Genomic DNA, 17961 nt, shown 5'->3' with positions numbered 1-17961 from the left:
ATCAGCCTTTCAGCCGGCGGCTGCCGGGGTCCTCGATCGGGATCGCGGCCAGCTCCGGCGGCAGCGCGTCGGCCGGATAGGCCGGGACCTCGAGGCTGGCCAGCGCGATCAGCGGCACGCCGACATCGGCCTTGCCGCCCGAGCGGTCGACGATGCAGGCGGCGGCCACGACGTCGCCGCCGGCGTCCTTGATCGCCTGGATGCACTCGCGCGACGACAGGCCGGTGGTGACGATGTCCTCGACCATCACGACCTTCTGACCGGGCTCCAGGTGGAAGCTGCGGCGGAACTTGAAGCCGCCCCCCTCGCGCTCGACATAGATCGACGGCACGTTCAGGTGACGGGCGGTCTCGTAGCCGGGGATGATGCCGCCAACGGCCGGCGACACCGCGACGTCGACCTGGCCGACGGTGGCGATGATCTTCTGGGCCAAGGCCTTGCAGAGCCGTTCGCAGCGCTCTGGCCGCATGAACACCAGGTTCTTCTGCAGGAAGACCGGGCTATGGAGGCCGCTGGACAGCACGAAGTGGCCTTCGCGCAGGGCGCCGGCGGCGCGGAATTCGTCGAGGACGTCGTCGTTGGTCATGAGCCGTGGATATAGACCACCGCGCCGAGTCTACAAACGCCGGCTTGCCTGACGGCGCCGTTTCGCGCTCTACCGCCCCCATGAGCGAAGATATCCAACGCCCACGCGTCGGCTGCGGCGCGGCCATCCTCGATGAACAGGGCCGTCTCTTGCTGGTCAGGCGGGTCAAGAACCCAGAAGCCGATCACTGGGGCGTCCCAGGCGGCAAGCTCGACTGGGGCGAGGCCGCCCATGTCTGCGCCGAGCGCGAGACCAACGAAGAGCTCGGGATCGTCGTCAAGACTGGTCGTGTGTTGGCGGTCACCGACATGGTCGCGCCAGACTACCACTGGGTGGCGATCACCTATGCGGTTGAAAGCTGGGAAGGCCAGCCCGTGATCCAAGAAGCGCACGCCATCCACGAATGGGGGTGGTTCGCTCTGGACGCCCTGCCCTCGCCAATGACGGCGGGCGGTCTCGACGCAGTGGCGGCTCTGCGGAAAGCCTAGCCGCGCGTCCGATCCACGGTCTCGACCGAGGGGCAGGCCCGCAAAGCGGCCTGGATGTTGGTCAGGTGCTTGGCGTCGCGCACCTCGACATCGATATCGGTGTCGAAGAAGTCGCTCTGCCGGTGGTGCATGCGCAGGTTGACGATGTTGCCGCCAGCCTCCCCGATGATCGTGCAGACCTGACCCAGGACGCCCGGCGCGTTCTGGATCGTGGCGTGCAGCCGGGTCATCGAGATCGTCGAGCGCTCGGCTTCCGGCGTCCAGTTCAGGTCGCGCCAAAGCTCCTCGCGGTCCTCGAACTCGGCCAGGCGCGGGCAATCGATCGTGTGGACGTCCAGCCCCTCGCCGTCCTCGCGCAGGATGCCCACGATCCGGTCGCCGGGCACGGGGCTACAGCAATGGGCGAAGTGCAACGAGACGCCGGGGGTCAGTCCGCCGCCGCCGACATACAGCGTCGCGTCCTTGCCACCCTCGATCTTCCGACGCGCGGTGGCCGCCTCGCGATCCGCGTCCTTCATGCCTGGATAGGCGGTCTCCAGCACCTGGCTGGGCGAGACCCGTCCGCGACCGACCGCGTCGAACAGCGCCTCGTCGCCATCCAGGGCGAAGCGCTCCAGGATCGGACGTAGCGAGACGTCCCTCAGCTTCTTGCCGGCGCGTTCAAAGACCTGCTCCAGCAAGGCCTTGCCCAGGCGCAGGAACTCTTCCTTCTCGGTCTGGCGAATATGACGGCGGATGGCCGAGCGGGCCCGGCCGGTCACCGTCAGCGAGCGCCAATCCGGCGGCACCACGGGCTTGGAGCCGCGCACCACCTCGACCACGTCGCCATTGACCAGCGGGGTGCGCAGAGGCTTCAGCTCGCCGTTGATCTTCACGCCGATGCAGGTGTCGCCAACGTCGGTGTGGACCGCGTAGGCGAAGTCCAGCGGCATGGCCCCGCGCGGCAGGCTGACCAGCTTGCCCTTGGGCGTGAACACGAACACCTGGTCGAGGAACATCTCGAGCTTGGCGTGCTCGACCAGCTCTTCGCTGTCGCCGCCATGCTCCAGAACCTGGACCAGCTGGCGCAGGTTGGCCAGCGGATCGCGGCCGCCGGCGGCCTCCATGCCTTCCAGGTCGAGGCCGTACGAGGCGTCCTTGTAGCGGAAGTGGGCAGCGACGCCCTCTTCGTTGACGCGGTCCATGGCCTCGGTGCGGATCTGCATCTCGATGCGCATGCCGCGCGGTCCGACGACGGTCGTGTGCAGCGAGCGGTAGTTGTTCCGCTTCGGCGTCGAGATGTAGTCCTTGAACCGGTCCGGCACGCTTGACCAAGCTCGGTGCACCACGCCCAGCGCCCGGTAGCAGTCCTCCTCGCTGTCGACGATCACGCGGAAGGCGTAGATGTCCGACATCTGCGAGAAGCCGATCGACTTGCGCTGCAGCTTTCGCCAGATCGAATAGGGCGACTTCTCTCGGCCGAAGACGCGGGACGGCAGATTGGCCGACTCCAGGCGCGCCGCGATTTCCTGGCTGACCAGGGCTACGGCCCCGCCCTGTTCTTCGCGCAAGGCGTCCAGGCGGCGCAGGATGGCGTCGCGCGCGACGGGGTTGGTGTGCTGGAAGGACAGCTCCTCCAGCTCCACGCAGATGCGATGACAGCCGATGTTGCGAGCCAGCGGCGCGTAGATGTCGCGCGTCTCGCGGGCGATGCGCTCGCGCTTGGCCTGGTTCTTGATGAAGTGCAGCGTCCGCATGTTGTGCAGACGGTCGGCCAGCTTGACCAGCAGGACGCGGACGTCCTTCGAGATCGCCAGGATGAACTTGCGCAGGTTCTCGGCCTGGCGCGTGTGCTCGGCCTGGAGCTCCAGCTTGGACAGCTTGGTGACGCCCTCGACCAGCTCGGCGATCTCCTCGCCGAACAGCTGGGCGATCTCCTCCTTGGTGACCGGGGTGTCCTCGATCACGTCGTGCAGCAGCGCCGTGACGATGGTCGCCGTGTCGAGCCGGTATTCAGTGAGGATGCCCGCCACTTCGATCGGGTGGGCATAATAGGGGTCGCCGCTGGCCCGGGTCTGCGAACCGTGCATCCGCATGGCGTAGACATAGGCGCGGTTCAGCAGCGCCTCGTTGGCCGTCGGGTCGTAGGCATGGACCCGTTCGATCAGCTCGTACTGGCGAAGGAACTTGGGGCGCGGCTTGGCCGGAGCGACCGGCGCTGGCGCGGGCTCGGCGGGAGCCACGGACGACGACGCGCCCGATTCGGCCCCAACTGGAGCGGAATCCGGCGCGCGTTGAGATGAAGCGGCGTTAGCGACCGCTTCCAGGGTTAGAGGGTCTGCGCCTTCGGGGCTCAGTACCGCTCCTCCTGGCCGCCATCGCGGTCGCTTTGCAGAGCGCGGACCAGTTCCAGCTCGCTCATCTGCATGTGGCTCGGATCAGCCAGCAGGGCCAGGGTTTCGGCCTCTTCCTCGGCCTCGGTGTGCTCGTCGACGCGTTGCAGCGTCGTGATCAGGTGCTCCTTGAGCCCCTCGTGATCGATCACGTCGTCGGCGATTTCGCGTAGGGCCACGACCGGGTTCTTGTCGTTGTCGCGGTCGACCATGAGGGCCGCGCCGGCCGAGATGCCACGGGCGCGGTGCGCCGACAGCAGGACGAGCGCGAAGCGGTTCGGAACCTTCTCGACGCAATCTTCGACGGTGACGCGGGCCATGAGTTCCTCGGGCTGCGGTTATCTAGCGCAAAATAGGCTTCCGTGCGGCGACGCGCAACGCCGCGCACGATCATCAGCTTTTGCGAGCGGGCGCTTATGCCCGCTTCGGGGGTCAATGTCCAGCGTCGCCGTGCGTGGCGGACTCAGCGCGACTTCTGAGGATAGATCGTTTCGCCTCGCTCCAGCATGGCCACGAAACTCTCGATCTTCTTCCTACGGCCAGCGGGGGTCTTCATGTTGTGGGTGCGAAACGCCAGGGCGAAGCGGTTCTGCTCGGTCAGGCGCCCCAGCATGGCGCGCGCCGCGGGACTGGCGTCGATCGCCGCCTGAAGATCGTCGGGGATCTTCAGGCTCTTTCCGCTGCCATAGGCTCGACCCCAACGGCCGTCGGCCTTGGCCGCCTCGACCTCGCGTAAGCCATGCGATGTCATGCGCCCCTCGGCGATCAGGCGGGCGACGTTGTCGACGTTGATCTGGCTCCAGATGCTCTTCTTGGCGCGCGGCGTGTAGCGCTGCAGATAGCTGCGCGCGTCGAAACTCTTCTTCACGCCGTCGATCCAGCCCCAGCACAGCACCACGTCGATCGCCTGGACAGGCGTGATCGAGGGCAGGCCCGAGGACAGTTTGTGGATCTTGATCCACACCTCGGCCTGGCGGTCGTGATGCCGCGACAGCCAGTCGTAAAAGGCGTCGGCGTCCACGAATTCGCGGACATGCGCCGGATTGACCTCGATGGCGGCCATGGTGCGTTCTCCAGGATGTCCCGACCCGCCCTACCAGACCCGAGGTCAGGCCGTGGCGGCAGGCCGCGCATCGCGCCCGATCGTGGCCGTCGCCGCTAGGTGGGTCACCGGCTCGCCGGTGACCGGATGTGTCCAGGCCGAGGCGACCTCGGCCAACGGCCCCATGACGAACAGCCGCTCGTGGGCGCGCGGATGCGGCACGACCAAGTCATCATCCAACACCGCGCGACCGTAGGCGATCAAGTCCAAGTCCAGGGTGCGGGCCGCGTTGGCCTCCCCCCTCGCCCGCCCGAACCGCGCCTCGAGCCGGTGCAAGGCCGCCAGGACTTCCCGGGGCGATAGGGCCGTCCTGACGATAGCGACGCCGTTCAAGTACTCAGGGCCCGCCGGGTCCGGCCAGGCGGCCGAGCGCCACCAGTTCGAGACCGCGACAAGGTCCAGCCCCTCCCGCGGCAAAGCGACAAGGGCGGCTTCCAACAAGGCCTCGCGACTCGTATAGGCTCCCGCCAGATTGCAGCCGAGCGCCACGATCACGGCCTCGTCCAAGTCATTTTCAGCGACCTGATTTTTCAAGGAACTACCGTGACCTTCTATCCGACCGACCGCATCGCCCTGTTCATCGACGGGGCTAATCTCTATTCCGCCGCCAAGGCGCTGGGCTTCGACATCGACTACCGCAAGCTGCTCGACGAGTTCAAAAAGCGCGGCGTCCTGATCCGGGCCTATTACTACACCGCCATCGCCGAGAACGACGACTATTCGCCGATCCGCCCGCTGGTGGACTGGCTGGACTACAACGGCTTCACCCTGGTGACGAAGCCGGCGCGAGAGTTCACCGACAGCCAGGGTCGCAAGCGCTGGCGCGGCGACATGGACATCGAGATCGCCGTCGACATGCTGCAGATGGCGGAAACCGCCGACCATCTGGTGCTGTTCTCGGGCGACGGCGACTTCCGCGCCCTGGTCGAGGCCGTCCAGCGCAAGGGCCGCCGCGTCACGGTGGTCTCGACCATGAAGAGCCAGCCGCCGATGACCAGCGACGACCTGCGCCGCCAGGCCGACAACTTCGTCGACCTCGCCGACCTGGGCGGTATCATCGGCCGCCCCCAGCGGACGCCGCCGCGCCAGACTTCGGACAACCGCACGCCCGCCGAGCGCGAGGCCGAGGACGAGTACTAGGCATGGCCCAGGTTTCGAACATCCTTGGCGAGGTCGTTCCCAACCCGGCCGAACCGGCGCGCGACTGTCCGCTATGCCCTCGTCTCGTCGCCTATCGCCGCGAAAACCAGGACCTCTATCCGGACTGGTTCAACGGCCCCGCCCCCTCGTTCGGCGACAAGGACGCCCGGCTGCTGGTCGTGGGCCTGGCGCCTGGTCGCAAGGGCGCCAACCGCACGGGCCGGCCGTTCACGGGCGACTACGCCGGGACCCTGCTCTACGACACCCTGATCAAGTTCGGCTTCGCGACCGGCAAGTTCGAGGCGCGGCCGGATGACTCGCTGAAGCTGGTCGGCAGCGCGGTCACCAACGCCGTCCGCTGCGCGCCGCCCGGCAACAAGCCCGAGACCTCGGAGGAGAACAACTGCCGCCCGTTCCTGACGACGCGGCTGGAAATGTTCCCAAACCTGAAGGCCATCGTCACCCTGGGCGACGTCTCGCGGCGAAATGTGCTGAAGGCGCTGGGCCTGAAGGCCTCGGCTGGCGTTCCGGGTCACGGCTCGGAGTTCCAGGCGGGCCCCTACCGCATTTTCAACAGCTATCACTGCTCGCGACTCAACACGAACACCGGTCGCCTGACGACACCGATGTTCGAGGAGCTATTCGCGCGGGTGAAGGCTTATCTGGACGAGACCGCCTAGCGCGCCAGACTGAAGAGATAGAGCCTGCCCGGGCAGGCTCTAGCGTGGCTTCATCCAGCCGTTGTCGTTCAGCCAGTCGATCAGCAGGTTGGGCCAATGCTTGAACGAGGCCTGCTCCTTGCGCAGGCCCATATTGAAGGCGTGGCCGCCGGCCTGGAACAGGTGCAGCTCGACCGGGACCTTGGCGGCGCGGAACTTGGGCAGCAGATCGACCAGCGGCGCCGAGCAGCATTCGTCGTCGTTGGCGGCGACCATGAAGGCGGGCGGTGCCTCGGCCGGCACCTTATCCGGCACGCCCAGCGGGCCCGGATAGACCAGCACCTGGAAGTCCGGCCGAGCGCTGACGTTGTCGATCGCATCGATCTTTGGATCGCCCGCCTTCGCGCCCTCGTAGATTTCGAGGTTCGCCGTCTCTCCGCCGGCAGAGAAGCCCATCAGGCCGATCCGCTTGGGATCGACCCCGTATTCGGCGGCGTGGGCGCGAACCCAACGCACGCCGCGCACCGCGTCCTGACGAGCATGCTCGATCGTGTAGGGCGAACCCTCTTCGCGGAACAGCCGGTACTTGACGATGAAGACCGCCACGCCGGCGGGGTTCATCACCTTGGCGACGTCGGTGCCTTCCGAGCGGATCACCAGGATCCTGTGGCCGCCGCCGGGCAGCACGACCAGCGCCGCGCCGGTGGCGCTCTCCTTGGGCGGCAAATAGACGGTCACCGACGGGTTGTTGATGCTCCTGAGCCAGTAGTCGCCGGGGACCTCGGGAATGTCCTTGCGGCTCTCGAAACCCGGCGCGCCGTTGGGCCATAGCGGGATCTGCTGCTGGGCCAGGGCCGCGCCTGGCGCCAGCAGCGCGGCGGCCAGGAGCAGCCCCCTCACAGCTTGACCGTCCGGCCCTCGCGAGCGGCGCGGTAGATGGCCTCGATCACACGCACGTCCTTCAGCCCCTCCTCGCCTCCGACGATCGGCTCGCGGTTCGTCAGGATGCACTCGGAGAGGTGGTCCAACTGCGCCGAGAACTGGTTCTTCGGCTGCGGCGCCGGCTCGCGGGGCGTGGGCGGCCCGCTCAACGCCGTCCGCATCGCCTGGCCCTGATAGCTGGTGGCCGGGTCGAGCTCGATAAAGCCCTTCGGCCCCGAGACCCGATAGCGATTGAAGTTAGCGGTATAGGCCGAACCGCACTGAGCCGTGGCGCCCGATGGGAACAGAAGCTGGAAGTTGATGATGTCCTCCACCTCCTTGAAGCGCGGGTTCGAACGGTCCGTGGACTCCATGGCGTTGACGGCCACCGGCTCTTCGCCGGTCAGGTAACGAGCCGCGTTCAGGCTATAGATGCCGATGTCCATCAGGCTGCCGCCGCCCGACAGCGCCTTCTTCAGGCGCCATTGCGTGGGATCGCCGATCGTGAAGCCGTGATCGGTCGAGATGTGCCGCACCGGGCCGATCGCACCGTCGCGGATCAGCTTGATGGCCTCGATGTTGTGCGCCTGGAAGCGGCTGCGATAGCCGATCATCAGCTTGCGGCCGGCCTTCTTGCAGGCGGCGATCATGGCCTCGCAATCAACCGACGATGTTGCCATCGGCTTCTCGCACATCACGTGCTTGCCCGCCTTGGCCGCGCGCTCGGTGAAGGTGCGGTGCAGGCTGTTGGGCGTGACGACGTAGACGATGTCGACGTCGGGGTTGTCGACGATCTTGTCGAAGGTCTCATAGCTGTAGCGATGGCTCTCGGGGATTCCGTACTGCTCGCCGAATGTCTTGAGCTTCTCGGGCGTGCCGCTGACCAGCGCGACGAGCTTGGAATGCTCGCACTCGGCGAAGCGCGGCATGATGATCTTGGTGGCGTAATAGCCAAGACCCAGGATCGCGTAGCCCAGCTTGCGGTCAGGCTGGCGGGCCAGGGCGTCCAGCGGCCCCGCGGCGGCCGCGGCGGCGAGGCCGGAGGCGATGAAGGTTCGCTTGCTGATCGTGCTCATCGCTTCGCTCCCGTGAGACCCGACGTCAGGGTGCGAACCCGCGCCAGGACGTGATTGGACGTCAGGAACAGCGTGTGGCCGTCCTCGCCGAACGTGCAGTTGGCGGTCGGGAAACCGGTCTCGATCACACCCAGAAGCTTGGCTTCCGGCGACAGGATCAGAACCCCGCCCGGCCCGGTCGCGAACAGGCGCCCGTGGGCGTCCACCCGCATCCCGTCAGGCAAGCCGGGGCCGCCCGCCTTCTGCAATTCGCTGGCGTCGAAGAAGACCTTCCGGGAAACCGGCAGTCCATCGCGACCAAGGTCGTAGGCCATGATGATCGGCCCCTTCGGGTCGGACACCGCCACGTACAGGCGCTTCTCGTCCGGCGAGAGCGCCACGCCGTTCGGGAAGGTCAGCTTGTCATCGACCAGCGCCACCTCGCCGTTCGGGCGGCGCAGATAGACGCCATTGAACGGCAACTCCTTGACCGGCGAGGCGTCCAACCCCTCCAAGCCGTAGGGCGGATCGGTGAAGTAGATCGATCCCTTCAAGTCGCCCAGCCGCGCGACGACTAGGTCATTGGGACTGTTGAAGCGCTTGCCCTGGAAGCGGTCGGCCAAGACGGTCTTGGCCTTGGTCTTCAGATCGACCTTCGACACCGCGCGGTTGCCGTGGTCGCAGACTAGGAGCTCGCCCGTGAGGGAGAGGGTCATGCCGTTGGTTCCCGGCTCGCGGAAGACCTTGGTGGGCGTACCAGCATAGCCCGAGGGCTGGAGGAAGACGCTCTTTCCGTCCTTCGCGCTCCACCGGTACATCACGTTGCCGGGCACGTCCGAGAACAGCAGGTACCCGCCGTCGGGAATCCACACCGGCCCTTCGGACCAGATCATGCCGTCGGCCAGTTGCTCGATCACCGCGTCTGGCGCGATGACGGAGTCCAGCTCCGGCGACAGCCGCCGGATGCGGCCTATGGGGGGGAAAGCGCGGGTCGCGGCTTCTGCGGTCATCGATCGTCCTCCGGCGATCAGGGCGGCTCCAGCGGCGAGCATGGCGCGTCGGGTCGTCATGGTGGCGGTCTCCGCTTCTTGGTTCGCCGCCTAGAAATCATGACAGCGGTGTCGCGACAACGGCGAAACATCAGGACCTGACGCGCGGCACCGCATCGAGCCAACGCGCATAGGCGGCCTCGCGTTCGTGCGCCTCCAGCGTTGGCTTGAGCGTTTCGGCCGCCGGGCTGACCTCGGCGGCTTCCTCCACGCTGGCGTAGACACCCGCGCCAACACCGGCGAACAGGGCCGCGCCCAGGGCCGTGGTTTCCTGATAGCTCGACCGGCGCACCGAGACGCCCGTCAGATCCGCCAGGCGCTGCGAGAACCAGGCGCTCCTGGACATGCCGCCGTCGATGCGCAGCTGCGCCGCCTCGCCGAAGGCGCCGGGCGCGTCGGCGCGCATCGCCTCGATCAGATCGCGGCTCTGCAGGGCGCAAGCGTCGTAGGTCGCCGCGGCGATCTCCGGCAGACCGGCGTCGCGGGTCAGGCCGAAGATCGCGCCCCGCGCGCCGGCGTCCCACCAGGGCGCGCCAAGACCCGTGAAGGCCGGCACGACCACGACGCCGTGGTCGCTCTTGGCGGCGCGCGCCAGGGCCTCCGCCCCGCGCGGCCCGCCGGTGACGCCCAGCCCCTCGCCCAGCCATTGGATCGCCGCGCCGGCCACGAAGATCGAGCCCTCCAGCGCGTAGGTCGTCTTGCCGTTCACCCGCGCCGCCACGGTGGTCAGCAGTCGCGAGCGCGAGACGCATTTCTCCTCGCCGGTGTTGATCAGCATGAAGCAGCCCGTGCCGTAGGTCGCCTTCATCAGGCCGGGCGACACGCATCCCTGCCCCATCAGCGCCGCCTGCTGGTCGCCAGCCACGCCTCGGATCGGAACCGGTCGCTCCAGGACCTCGTGATCGAGAACCCCGTAGTCGTCGACACAGTCCAGAACCTTGGGCAGCAAGGCCGCGGGCACATTGAACAGCGCCAGCATCTCGTCGGACCAGTCTTGGGCGCCGATGTCGAACAGCAGCGTGCGCGACGCGTTGGTGGCGTCGGTGGCGTGCACCGCCCCGCCCGTCAGCCGCCAGATCACCCAGCAGTCCATGGTGCCGCACAACAGCTCGCCAGCTTCGGCCCGGGCGCGAGCGCCGGGGACGTGATCCAGGAGCCAGGCGATCTTCGTGGCCGAGAAGTAGGGATCGAGCAGCAGGCCCGTGACCTCGGCCACGCGCGCTTCGCGGCCTTCGGCCTTGAGCTTGGCGCAGACATCGGCGGTGCGTCGGTCCTGCCAGACGATCGCCGGATGAATCGGTCGGCCCGTCTGCCGATCCCAGACCACCACCGTTTCGCGCTGGTTGGTGACGCCGATAGCGGCGATGTCTTCCGCGCGTCCCGACGCCTCGACCACCTCGCGCATTACCGCCACGCAGGCGGCGTAGATCTCCTCGGCGTCATGCTCGACCCAGCCATCGTGAGGATAATCCTGGCGAAGCGGCCGCGAAGCCTCGGCCAAGGCCCGGCCCTCGCGATCGAACAGAATGGCGCGCGTGCTCGTGGTGCCCTGGTCCAGAGCCAGGATCAGGTCTTGCGCCATTCGGCGTCCTCCCTCGTAAGCGGCCGTCGGTCTCGATTCACGCCGACGCCAAACATCGCCTTTAAGCATGTTTTCATTTGGCCTCCGCAAGGTCATCCTTGAAGCGCCTGCGGATTCGAGGAGTCGGGCCATTTCAGCCGTCGAGATCTCCACGCTTATGACGCTGGCTCGCAGTCGCGAGCCGGGTGACCGCGAACGCCTGCTCACGGGGATCATCGATCTCTGCGAAGCGGGACGCGCCAAGGGCGAGCCGACCCATCCAGACGTCCAAGCCCTGCTCAACTCGATCTTCATGACCCTGGTCGTCGAGGCCGAGCGCGATATCCGGCATCGCCTGTCGGAGCGGCTGGCGGACGCCGACTGGGCGCCGTCGGCTCTGATCAACATCATGGCCCTGGACGAGATCGAGATCGCCCGTCCGATCATCGCCCGCAGCCCGGTCCTCAACGATCACGACCTGGTCCGCCTGCTGGTCCAGGCGACCCTGGAGCACCAGATCGAGATCGCCCGCCGGCCCCGCTTGTCGCCGCCGGTGGTCGACGCGATCATCGAGCGCGACGAGCCCGCCGTCCTGACGGCCCTGGCGGCCAACGAGACCGCCGAGATTTCCGACCAGGCCATGCAACGCCTTGTCGACCGCTCACGGGATGTGGTCGCGCTGCGTTCGCCGCTCGCGCGCCATCCCCGGATGTCGAGCGACCTGGCCGAGCAGCTCTACGTTCTGGTTGGCCACGCTCTGCGCGAGGCGCTGGCCACCCGCTTTAATCTCGACACCGCCCGCATGCGGGGGGCGCTCGACGAGGCCCTCCGCGCCGCCCATCGTGGCGAGAGCGAAGTCGAGATCGGTCCCGTCGAACAGGACGAGGATCGCGAGGACATGGAGCGCTCGTTGATCGAGAAGCTCGACTCGGCGGGTCAGCTACGCCCTGGCTACCTGTTACGGGTCCTGCGCGAGGGACGACTGCAGCTTTTCATCATGGCCCTGGCGCGTCTGGGGGACTTCGAGCCGCCGCAGATCCGCCGCGCGATCGACAGCGCCAAACCCGAGCTTCTGGCCCTGGCCTGCTCGGCCGTCGGCATCGACCGCAGCGTCTTTCCAACCATCCTCGAGCACGTCCGCCAGCTGAATGGCGGCCGTCCCGGCGGCGGCGACGAGGGTCTGCGACGCGCCAGCAGCGCCTTCGGCCCGTTCACGCCGGACATCGCCGGCATGGCCTTCCGACAGGCCGTCGGCGCGGTTTGACAACCGCCCGGGCTTGCCGCCTCTTGGCGCCATGTACCAGCCGCAACCTTTCGTGACTCGCCTGGCCTTCAAGTCGAGCGACCGACCCGAGGCGCAGGAGGCGCGCGAACGGCTCGCCGCGCGATACGGTGATGTCGGAGAGGCCAACGCCCAAGTCATCGTGGCCTTGGGCGGCGACGGCTTCATGCTGGAGACGCTGCACGAGGCCATCGCCTCGCAGACGCCGATCTACGGCATGAACCGAGGCTCGGTCGGCTTCCTGATGAACGAATACAGCGAGGATGGCCTGCTGGAGCGGATCAACGCCGCCGAACGGGCCGTCATCCACCCGCTGGCCATGGTGGCGATCGACTCCCGTCGGACCCAGCATCGCGCCCTGGCGATCAACGAGGTCTCGCTGCTGCGCCAGACCCGCCAGACCGCCAAGCTGCGCATCTCGATCGACGGCAAGGTGCGGATGGGCGAGCTGGTTTGCGACGGGGCCCTGCTGGCGACCCCGGCTGGCTCGACGGCTTACAATCTTTCGGCGCACGGCCCGATCATTCCGATCGACGGCCGCGTTTTGGCCCTGACGCCGATCAGCGCCTTTCGCCCCCGTCGCTGGCGCGGCGCGCTGCTGCCGCAGTCGGCCCGCGTGACCTTCGAAATCCTCGAGGCCGACAAGCGGCCCGTCAGCGCCGTCGCCGACAATTTCGAAGTACGGGACGTCATGGAGGTGCACATCTCCGAAGACAGGGGCACGTCGCTGGCCATGCTGTTCGACGCGGGACGGAGCCTGGAGGAACGGGTCCTGGCCGAGCAGTTCTCGGCCTGAGACGTTGGGTCGCACGTTAGGTGCGGTCTCACTCAATGTTAACGCCTGCTATAGTAACGTCATCCGAGTATCCGCCGCTGGGGAGGCGATCGTGACGAATAAGACCACCGCCGAGGTGATCCAGGTGCCGAACATGCTGAAGCTCAAGGTGGGCGGGCGTGGCGGCATCGACATGGCCGCGATCGCCAAGGCCGAGGCCGCGCTGAAGAGCCTGTCGGGCAACTTCGCCCAATGGCTGGACGACGAGATCGTCAAGCTGGAGGCCGCCCGCCAGGCCGTCCGCACCGAGGGCCTTAACGCCGAAACGGTCGAGACCCTGTACCTGCGCGCTCACGACCTGAAGGGCCTGGGCGCGACCTACGAGTTCCCGTTGATCACGCGCCTGTCGGCCTCGCTGTGCAAGCTGATCGACGATCCGGCGACGCGCCTGTCGGCGCCGATGTTCCTGGTCGACGCCCACATCGACGCGATCAAGGCCTGCGTCCGTGACGACATTCGGGTCGACACCCACCCGGTCGGCCGCCCGCTCGTCACGGAGCTGGAAACGCGCGTGGCCGAGTATCTCGGCTCCGCGGCCTAGGTCAGCCCAAACAAGCCCCTCAGATACGGGTTGAGCATCCGGCCCTCCGGATCCAGTTCCTGGCGCACGGCCAGGAAATCGTTCCAGCGCGGGTATAGAGCCGCCAGCTGCTGCCCCCGCAGCGTGTGCAGCTTGCCCCAGTGCGGCCGCCCCTCGTAGCGGCGGAAGATCGGCTCCACCAGGCTGTAGAGGAAGCTGAAGTCGTCGCGGTAGTAGGCGTGCACCGCCACCGAACCGCGCGTTCCGCCCTGGAACGGCGACAGCCAGGCGTCATCGGGCGCGATGCGCCGCGCCTCGATCGGGAAGAAGACGTCGGGGCGCTCCTTCTCGATGGCCCGGACCACCTCTTCCAGCGCCTTCAGCTGGTTCTCGACCGGCAGGTGGAACTCCATCTCGTTGAAGCGCACCGGCCGCTCGGTCGACAGCAGCTTCCAGCCCTCGTCGACGGCCGTCTCGGGCTTGGCGGTCGACAGCAGCGCCTTGGCCGCGGCCTTGCGGACGGGCGTCGCGAAGCCCAGCAGGTTGCGCAGCCCCTTCAGCGCCTCAAGGAACTCGGTGTCCTGGTCGGGACCGCGCGGCAGGGCCGGATCGTCGGTCTCGTCGTGGCTGATGTTGGCCGCGAGGCCCGTGAACGGCACGGCGTAGAACTCGAAGTTGCGATGCTGGGCCCAGCGGGCCTCGGCATTGGCCAGCGCCTCCTCGAAGGGCTCCAGCCAGACGCGGCGGCGCAGGCGGCGGTTGGCGCTGGTCTTGATCCGCACCTGGCTGATGACCCCCAGCGCGCCCAGCGAGACGCGGGCGGCCTGGAAGATCTCGGGATTGTTGTCCGCGTCGGCGTCGATCTCCTGGCCCGACGGGGTGACGAGGCGCAGGCCGGTGACGTCGCCATGCATCGCCGGGATGTTCACCCCCGTGCCGTGGGTGGCCGTGCCCAGAGCTCCACCCAGCGACTGCTTGTTGATGTCGGGCAGGTTCGGCAGCGCCCGGCCCTTCTCGGCCAGCATCGGCCCCAGGGCGCCGAGCCGCGTGCCGGTGCGCACGATCGCCTGGTCGCCCTCCCAGCCAACGATCCCGGCCATGGCGTCGAGCGAGACCAGCGCCCCGGTCGTGGGCGCCAGCGCCGTGAAGGAGTGACCCGAGCCGACGGGGCGGATCGGCGCGGGCGCGGTCTTGAGGGCCAGGGCCAGTTCGCCCTCGTCCTTGGGCGCCAGGCGGGCGGCGGGATAGGCGTTCTGGATGCCCGACCAGTTGCGCCAGAGCAGCTTGCCATCGGCGTTGACCGAGGGCGGCGAAGGCGGTTCGGGCTTGTCTCCGGTGGCGACCTTGTAGGCGGCCGCGCCGCCAGCGGCCACGGCCACGCCCGTTCCCCCCGCGATCAGGGCCCCACGCCTGGAGATCATGTTTCCGCCCGCTTGTTGTTTGTTACGTCGCGGAGTCTTCGCGCCCCGCCATGAACCGTATGAGGGCCTTGAAATCGTCCGGCGCGCAAGTCGCGCATTGGCCGGTCGCCGGCATGGCGTTGAAGCCTTGGATCGTGTGGTCCAGCAGCACGGCCTCGCCCTGCTTCCAGCGCGGGTCCCAGGCGGCCCGATCATGCACCATCGGAGCGCCCGTCTCCGGCATGGCGTGACACGCGCGACAAGAGGTTTCGTAGAGCGCGGCCAGGCGCGCGTCGGCCGGACGCAGCGCCAGGGCCTGCTCGGGCGTCGGCGGCGGCGGCGGCGTCTTGGGCCCGCACGCGGTCAGGATCAGGGCGGAGACGGCCAGCGCGACGCCCCGCTTCATCAGGCGATCCCCGACAGGCGCTTGGCCGCCGTCAGCGTGTTGGCCAACAAGCACGCGATGGTCATGGGTCCGACGCCCCCCGGAACCGGCGTGATCGCGCCGGCGACCTCCTTAACCTCGTCGAAGGCGACGTCGCCGACAAGGCGGGTCTTGCCCGCCGCCGCGGCCGCGGGGTCGCGCGCCGGATAGCGGGTGATGCCGACGTCGATCACGGTCGCGCCCGGCTTGACCCAGTCGGCCTTGACCATCTCGGCCCGCCCCACGGCGGCCACGACGATGTCGGCCTGGCGCACGATCCCCGGCAGGTCCTTGGAGCGCGAGTGGGCGATGGTCACGGTGCAGTCGGCCGCCAGCAGCATCTGGGCCATCGGCTTGCCCATCAGGTTCGAGCGGCCGATGACCACGGCGCTCTTGCCGGACAGATCGCCCAGCGTGTCCTTCAGCAGCATCATGCAGCCCAGCGGCGTGCAGGGCGTCAGGGCCGGCAGGCCGCTGGCCAGGCGCCCGGCGTTGGTCACGGTCAGGCCGTCGACGTCCTTGTCCGGCGACAGGGCGGCCACGACGTCCATCTGGCTGATGTGCGGCGGCACCGGGAACTGGACCAGCACGCCGTGGATCTTGGGATCGGCGTTCAGCTTGGCGACGACCGCCAGAAGCTCGTCCTGGGTCGTGTCGGCCGGCAGGCGGTGGGTCTCGGAGTACATGCCGGCCGCTTCGGTCTGCTCGCCCTTGTTGCGGACATAGACCTGGCTGGCGGGGTCCTCGCCGACCAGCACGACGGCCAGTCCCGGCGTCACGCCATGCTTGGCCTTCAGCTCGGCCACGTCCTCGGCGATCTTGGCCCGCAGATCGGCCGCGAAAGCCTTGCCGTCGATGAGTTTAGCCTGCGCCATGGGGGTTCTCCTGCTTGACCCGTCCCTAGCCGCTCGAAGCGCGCCGCGCAACGCCGCCGCCAAGGGCTTGACCCGAACCCGCGGGGAGCGTTTTCCAGAGGCATGACCCAGTCCTTCCCGACTCCCGCCGCCCACGCCCGCGACCTCTTGGACAAGCTGGGCGTTCCGGCCCGCCCCGCCGACGCCGGCCAGCCCGTGCGCGGCCCGATCGACGGCTCGATCCTGACCCACGTCGCCTTCGACGACGCCCGCGAGATCGAGGCCAAGGTCGCCGCCGCCCGCCGCGCCTTCGACGCCTGGCGCGTCGTCCCCGCCCCGCGTCGCGGCGAGCTGGTGCGTCTGTTCGGCGAGGAGCTGCGCGCCGCCAAGGCCGATCTGGCCGCCCTCGTCACTCTGGAGGCCGGCAAGATCGCCTCCGAGGCGGCCGGCGAGGTCCAGGAGATGATCGACATCTGCGACTTCGCCGTGGGCCTGTCGCGCCAGCTGCACGGCCTGACCATCGCCTCGGAGCGCCCGGGCCACGCCATGCGCGAGACCTGGCATCCGCTGGGCCCCGTCGCCGTGATCAGCGCCTTCAACTTCCCGGTCGCCGTCTGGGCCTGGAACGCCTGCCTGGCCTTGGTCTGCGGCGATCCGGTGATCTGGAAGCCATCGGAGAAAACGCCGCTGACGGCCCTGGCCACCCACGCCATCCTGCAGCGCGCCCTCGCCCGCTTCGGCGACGCGCCCGAGGGTCTGGCCAGCGTGGTCCAGGGCGGCCGCGACGCCGGCGAGCGGCTGGCCCGCGATCCTCGCATCCCGCTGGTCAGCGCCACCGGCTCGACCCGCATGGGCAAGGCCCTCGCCCCCGTGGTCGCCGAGCGCTTCGGCCGCTCGATCCTGGAGCTGGGCGGCAACAACGCCATGATCGTCACGCCGTCGGCGGACCTCTCCTTGGCCCTGCGCGCCATCGTCTTCTCGGCCGCCGGCACCGCCGGCCAGCGCTGCACCTCCCTGCGCCGGCTGATCGTCCACGAGAGCCTGGTCGACAAGGTCTCCGACGCCGTCGAGACCGCCTTCCAGCGCCTGCCGGTCGGCGATCCGCGCGAGGCCAAGACCTTGCTCGGCCCACTGATCGACCGGGCGGCCTATGAGGCCTTCATCGCGGCGATGGACGCGGTGCGAACCGAGGGCGGGATCGTCAGCGGCGGCGAGCGCCTGCTGGCCGACCAATGGCCCGAGGCCTTCTACGTCCGCCCGGCCCTGGCCCGCCTGCCCGCGCCCGCGCCGTGCATGCAACGTGAGACCTTCGCCCCTCTGTTGCACGTCGTTCCGTACGCCGCGTTCGAGGAGGCGGTGGCGATCCAGAATGACGTCCCCCAGGGCCTTTCCTCCTGCGTGATGACCAACGACGTCCGCGAGGCCGAGGCCTTCCTGTCGGCCGCCGGCAGCGACTGCGGCATCGCCAACGTCAATATCGGCCCCTCTGGCGCCGAGATCGGCGGCGCGTTCGGCGGCGAGAAGGAGACCGGCGGCGGCCGCGAGAGCGGCTCCGACAGCTGGAAGCAGTACATGCGCCGCCAGACCGCGACCGTGAACTATTCCGGGGCCCTGCCGCTGGCCCAGGGGGTGCGGTTCGATTTGTAACCCCAAATCCTCCCCCTAGCGGGGGAGGTGTCGGCTCGAAGAGACGACGGAGGGGGAAGAAGCAAG

At 68.3% G+C, this 17961-nt stretch carries 19 protein-coding genes; 7 read left to right on the top strand and 12 right to left on the bottom strand.

Annotation, left to right across the window (positions count from 1 at the left end):
• Position 1 precedes the first annotated feature (1 nt).
• Positions 2-586 (bottom strand): orotate phosphoribosyltransferase, encoded by a 585-nt coding sequence (gene pyrE / locus J2728_RS07310; protein ID WP_309997907.1) that lies wholly within the window; start codon positions 584-586, stop codon positions 2-4.
• Positions 587-666: 80 nt separating this feature from the next.
• On the opposite strand from pyrE, the gene J2728_RS07305 reads away from it, so the two are divergent.
• Entirely contained in the window at positions 667-1074 is a 408-nt protein-coding gene (locus tag J2728_RS07305; RefSeq protein WP_309997905.1) for an NUDIX domain-containing protein, read from the top strand.
• Here the strand turns inward: J2728_RS07305 and J2728_RS07300 are convergent.
• From J2728_RS07300 to folK, 4 genes are all read right to left on the bottom strand, one after another.
• Positions 1071-3296: a RelA/SpoT family protein gene (locus J2728_RS07300; RefSeq protein WP_309997903.1), complete on the bottom strand. Its 2226-nt coding sequence runs from the start codon at positions 3294-3296 to the stop codon at positions 1071-1073. The two genes, J2728_RS07305 and J2728_RS07300, sit on opposite strands and share 4 nt — an antisense overlap.
• A gap of 110 nt (positions 3297-3406) precedes the next feature.
• Positions 3407-3766 carry a DNA-directed RNA polymerase subunit omega gene (gene rpoZ / locus J2728_RS07295; protein WP_004619634.1) on the bottom strand — a complete coding sequence of 120 codons (360 nt, stop codon included), beginning with the start codon at positions 3764-3766 and terminating at the stop codon, positions 3407-3409.
• Between the two features lie 143 nt (positions 3767-3909).
• Entirely contained in the window at positions 3910-4509 is a 600-nt protein-coding gene (locus tag J2728_RS07290) for a YdeI/OmpD-associated family protein (RefSeq protein WP_309997899.1), read from the bottom strand.
• A gap of 45 nt (positions 4510-4554) precedes the next feature.
• Positions 4555-5043 carry a 2-amino-4-hydroxy-6-hydroxymethyldihydropteridine diphosphokinase gene (gene folK, locus J2728_RS07285; protein WP_309999419.1) on the bottom strand — a complete coding sequence of 163 codons (489 nt, stop codon included), beginning with the start codon at positions 5041-5043 and terminating at the stop codon, positions 4555-4557.
• Positions 5044-5091: 48 nt separating this feature from the next.
• Here folK and J2728_RS07280 point away from each other — a divergent pair, with 48 nt between their 5' ends.
• Both J2728_RS07280 and J2728_RS07275 read left to right on the top strand, forming a co-directional pair.
• Positions 5092-5688 (top strand): LabA-like NYN domain-containing protein, encoded by a 597-nt coding sequence (locus J2728_RS07280; protein ID WP_309997898.1) that lies wholly within the window; start codon positions 5092-5094, stop codon positions 5686-5688.
• Between the two features lie 2 nt (positions 5689-5690).
• Complete coding sequence (locus J2728_RS07275) at positions 5691-6368, top strand: uracil-DNA glycosylase (RefSeq protein ID WP_309997896.1); 678 nt, start codon at positions 5691-5693, stop codon at positions 6366-6368.
• A gap of 39 nt (positions 6369-6407) precedes the next feature.
• Here J2728_RS07275 and J2728_RS07270 read toward each other — a convergent pair whose 3' ends face one another.
• The 4 genes from J2728_RS07270 to glpK form a co-directional block, all read right to left on the bottom strand.
• A complete protein-coding gene (locus J2728_RS07270; protein WP_309997893.1) occupies positions 6408-7358 on the bottom strand; it encodes an alpha/beta hydrolase in 951 nt (316 codons plus the stop codon).
• Complete coding sequence (locus J2728_RS07265) at positions 7244-8443, bottom strand: Gfo/Idh/MocA family protein (RefSeq protein WP_309999418.1); 1200 nt, start codon at positions 8441-8443, stop codon at positions 7244-7246. Before J2728_RS07265 ends, J2728_RS07270 begins: the two co-directional genes overlap by 115 nt.
• Positions 8341-9393, bottom strand: a complete 1053-nt coding sequence (locus J2728_RS07260; protein WP_309997892.1) for an SMP-30/gluconolactonase/LRE family protein — start codon at positions 9391-9393, stop codon at positions 8341-8343. Before J2728_RS07260 ends, J2728_RS07265 begins: the two co-directional genes overlap by 103 nt.
• A gap of 70 nt (positions 9394-9463) precedes the next feature.
• Positions 9464-10954 carry a glycerol kinase GlpK gene (glpK, locus tag J2728_RS07255; protein ID WP_309997891.1) on the bottom strand — a complete coding sequence of 497 codons (1491 nt, stop codon included), beginning with the start codon at positions 10952-10954 and terminating at the stop codon, positions 9464-9466.
• Positions 10955-11111: 157 nt separating this feature from the next.
• On the opposite strand from glpK, the gene J2728_RS07250 reads away from it, so the two are divergent.
• The 3 genes from J2728_RS07250 (at position 11112) to J2728_RS07240 (ending at position 13591) form a co-directional block, all read left to right on the top strand.
• Positions 11112-12197: a DUF2336 domain-containing protein gene (locus tag J2728_RS07250; protein WP_309997888.1), complete on the top strand. Its 1086-nt coding sequence runs from the start codon at positions 11112-11114 to the stop codon at positions 12195-12197.
• Positions 12198-12228: 31 nt separating this feature from the next.
• Positions 12229-13011, top strand: a complete 783-nt coding sequence (locus J2728_RS07245; protein ID WP_309997886.1) for an NAD kinase — start codon at positions 12229-12231, stop codon at positions 13009-13011.
• 91 nt (positions 13012-13102) lie between these two features.
• Positions 13103-13591 carry an Hpt domain-containing protein gene (locus tag J2728_RS07240; protein WP_309997884.1) on the top strand — a complete coding sequence of 163 codons (489 nt, stop codon included), beginning with the start codon at positions 13103-13105 and terminating at the stop codon, positions 13589-13591.
• Here the strand turns inward: J2728_RS07240 and J2728_RS07235 are convergent.
• From J2728_RS07235 to folD, 3 genes are read right to left on the bottom strand one after another with little or no spacing between them, the layout of a single operon-like run.
• The gene (locus J2728_RS07235) at positions 13588-14991 is read right to left on the bottom strand and encodes a D-arabinono-1,4-lactone oxidase (protein ID WP_309997883.1); all 1404 of its coding nucleotides are present in this window, start codon (positions 14989-14991) and stop codon (positions 13588-13590) included. The two genes, J2728_RS07240 and J2728_RS07235, sit on opposite strands and share 4 nt — an antisense overlap.
• A gap of 22 nt (positions 14992-15013) precedes the next feature.
• Entirely contained in the window at positions 15014-15376 is a 363-nt protein-coding gene (locus J2728_RS07230; RefSeq protein ID WP_309997882.1) for a c-type cytochrome, read from the bottom strand.
• A complete protein-coding gene (gene folD, locus J2728_RS07225; protein ID WP_309997881.1) occupies positions 15376-16269 on the bottom strand; it encodes a bifunctional methylenetetrahydrofolate dehydrogenase/methenyltetrahydrofolate cyclohydrolase FolD in 894 nt (297 codons plus the stop codon). The genes J2728_RS07230 and folD overlap by 1 nt, the downstream gene beginning before the upstream one ends.
• Positions 16270-16371: 102 nt before the next feature.
• On the opposite strand from folD, the gene amaB reads away from it, so the two are divergent.
• Positions 16372-17895 (top strand): L-piperidine-6-carboxylate dehydrogenase, encoded by a 1524-nt coding sequence (gene amaB / locus J2728_RS07220; protein ID WP_309997880.1) that lies wholly within the window; start codon positions 16372-16374, stop codon positions 17893-17895.
• Positions 17896-17961 lie beyond the last annotated feature (66 nt).

It is taken from the genome of Caulobacter segnis, from assembly GCF_031454995.1.
Classification (GTDB): Bacteria; Pseudomonadota; Alphaproteobacteria; order Caulobacterales; family Caulobacteraceae; genus Caulobacter; species Caulobacter segnis_E.
This window is presented reverse-complemented; position numbering and strand designations above follow the sequence as displayed.

What these genes read in the sequence shown, in the direction of transcription:
- amaB (WP_309997880.1), top strand. Translation starts at nt 16,372, where the DNA reads ATGACCCAGTCCTTCCCGACTCCCGCCGCCCACGCCCGCGACCTCTTG.
- folD (WP_309997881.1), bottom strand. Translation starts at nt 16,269, where the DNA reads ATGGCGCAGGCTAAACTCATCGACGGCAAGGCTTTCGCGGCCGATCTG.
- J2728_RS07305 (WP_309997905.1), top strand. Translation starts at nt 667, where the DNA reads ATGAGCGAAGATATCCAACGCCCACGCGTCGGCTGCGGCGCGGCCATC.
- glpK (WP_309997891.1), bottom strand. Translation starts at nt 10,954, where the DNA reads ATGGCGCAAGACCTGATCCTGGCTCTGGACCAGGGCACCACGAGCACG.
- J2728_RS07275 (WP_309997896.1), top strand. Translation starts at nt 5,691, where the DNA reads ATGGCCCAGGTTTCGAACATCCTTGGCGAGGTCGTTCCCAACCCGGCC.
- J2728_RS07230 (WP_309997882.1), bottom strand. Translation starts at nt 15,376, where the DNA reads ATGAAGCGGGGCGTCGCGCTGGCCGTCTCCGCCCTGATCCTGACCGCG.
- J2728_RS07250 (WP_309997888.1), top strand. Translation starts at nt 11,112, where the DNA reads ATGACGCTGGCTCGCAGTCGCGAGCCGGGTGACCGCGAACGCCTGCTC.
- J2728_RS07290 (WP_309997899.1), bottom strand. Translation starts at nt 4,509, where the DNA reads ATGGCCGCCATCGAGGTCAATCCGGCGCATGTCCGCGAATTCGTGGAC.
- J2728_RS07260 (WP_309997892.1), bottom strand. Translation starts at nt 9,393, where the DNA reads ATGACGACCCGACGCGCCATGCTCGCCGCTGGAGCCGCCCTGATCGCC.
- J2728_RS07245 (WP_309997886.1), top strand. Translation starts at nt 12,229, where the DNA reads ATGTACCAGCCGCAACCTTTCGTGACTCGCCTGGCCTTCAAGTCGAGC.
- rpoZ (WP_004619634.1), bottom strand. Translation starts at nt 3,766, where the DNA reads ATGGCCCGCGTCACCGTCGAAGATTGCGTCGAGAAGGTTCCGAACCGC.
- J2728_RS07235 (WP_309997883.1), bottom strand. Translation starts at nt 14,991, where the DNA reads ATGATCTCCAGGCGTGGGGCCCTGATCGCGGGGGGAACGGGCGTGGCC.
- pyrE (WP_309997907.1), bottom strand. Translation starts at nt 586, where the DNA reads ATGACCAACGACGACGTCCTCGACGAATTCCGCGCCGCCGGCGCCCTG.